The 388-nt window shown below is 51.8% G+C and carries 1 protein-coding gene; it reads left to right on the top strand.

Features of this window, described 5'->3' with window-relative positions; translation table 11 throughout:
- Window positions 1-388: hypothetical protein (locus H3U49_RS09795; protein ID WP_370567342.1), on the top strand; the 388-nt coding region annotated here is incomplete at both ends.

Consider the following 388-nt stretch of genomic DNA (forward strand, 5'->3'; position numbering starts at 1 on the left):
GCACTGTTGAGTATGGCGAGCAAGGCAAGAAGTTCACGGCTCCTGAGATTGCCGGCTACAAGCTGAGCTATATCCTAGTCAACGGTGAGAAGGTGACCGGCACTGATACGGCCAGCCTGGACTATAACAGCAAGGATCAGACTGTTGTCTTCGTCTATGCCAAGCTTCAAGGCCAAGTCCTTATCTCCTATCAGGACGAAAGCAAAAATGACCTGCCTGATGCTAATGGCAAGACTTCCGATCACGGCACTGTTGAGTATGGCGAGCAAGGCAAGAAGTTCACGGCTCCTGAGATTGCCGGCTACAAGCTGAGCTATATCCTAGTCAACGGCGAGAAGGTGACCGGCACTGATACGGCCAGCCTGGATTATAACAGCAAGGATCAGAC

It is taken from the genome of Lactobacillus sp. W8174 (assembly GCF_016100975.1).
Taxonomy (GTDB): Bacteria; Bacillota; Bacilli; order Lactobacillales; family Lactobacillaceae; genus Lactobacillus; species Lactobacillus juensis.